Below are 501 nucleotides of genomic sequence, written 5' to 3'. Positions count from 1 at the left end.
CGTACCAGTAGAATCCATTGGGGTTGGCCAAACACACTCCGGCCGATTCCCGTTAACCCCCTGTCACCCCCCCAAGAGGGGAGCGATGGCCGCTCGCCACTTCATTAAAAAAACCCTTTCCCGCCCCAACCCCGAGAAAATTGCCTTTCCCGGGCACCAATCCCCAAACCTGTGAACGTAAAACCTTTTAGGTGGATTTTTTTAAAACCCCCCAGTGGGCAAGAATACGCGTTGCATTTGGAGTAAGCTGAATGCCAGCGCCTACACTATCGAGTTGTTTACATTTTTCAATAAGAGTACTTGCAATTCCCTTTTGGGCAAGTGCTAAAGCAGAGCTTAAACCAGCAATTCCCGCCCCGATAATGATTGGCGGTTGATCAATGATAGCCATTGTATATTATATTAGAAGTTATAGCGGGTTATCTATATGATATATGCACCCTGTTGGATTTGTTTGATTGAATGACAATGAATGATTATAACGGTAAAGCGTTGAACAAT

At 45.3% G+C, this 501-nt stretch carries 2 pseudogenes; both read right to left on the bottom strand.

The features are described 5' to 3' along the window. Window positions 1-196: 196 nt before the first annotated feature. Window positions 197-382: pseudogene (locus J7R10_RS08535) on the bottom strand (FAD-dependent oxidoreductase); the annotation flags it as partial. A 27-nt stretch (window positions 383-409) separates the two neighbouring features. After that, a pseudogene (locus tag J7R10_RS10095) lies at window positions 410-501 on the bottom strand (zinc-finger domain-containing protein); the annotation flags it as partial.

Origin of the sequence: Bartonella vinsonii subsp. berkhoffii ATCC 51672, from assembly GCF_902825225.1 — a bacterium.
Classification (GTDB): Bacteria; Pseudomonadota; Alphaproteobacteria; order Rhizobiales; family Rhizobiaceae; genus Bartonella; species Bartonella berkhoffii.
Note: the sequence above shows the minus strand (reverse complement) of the source record. Positions and strands in the feature narration are given on the sequence as shown.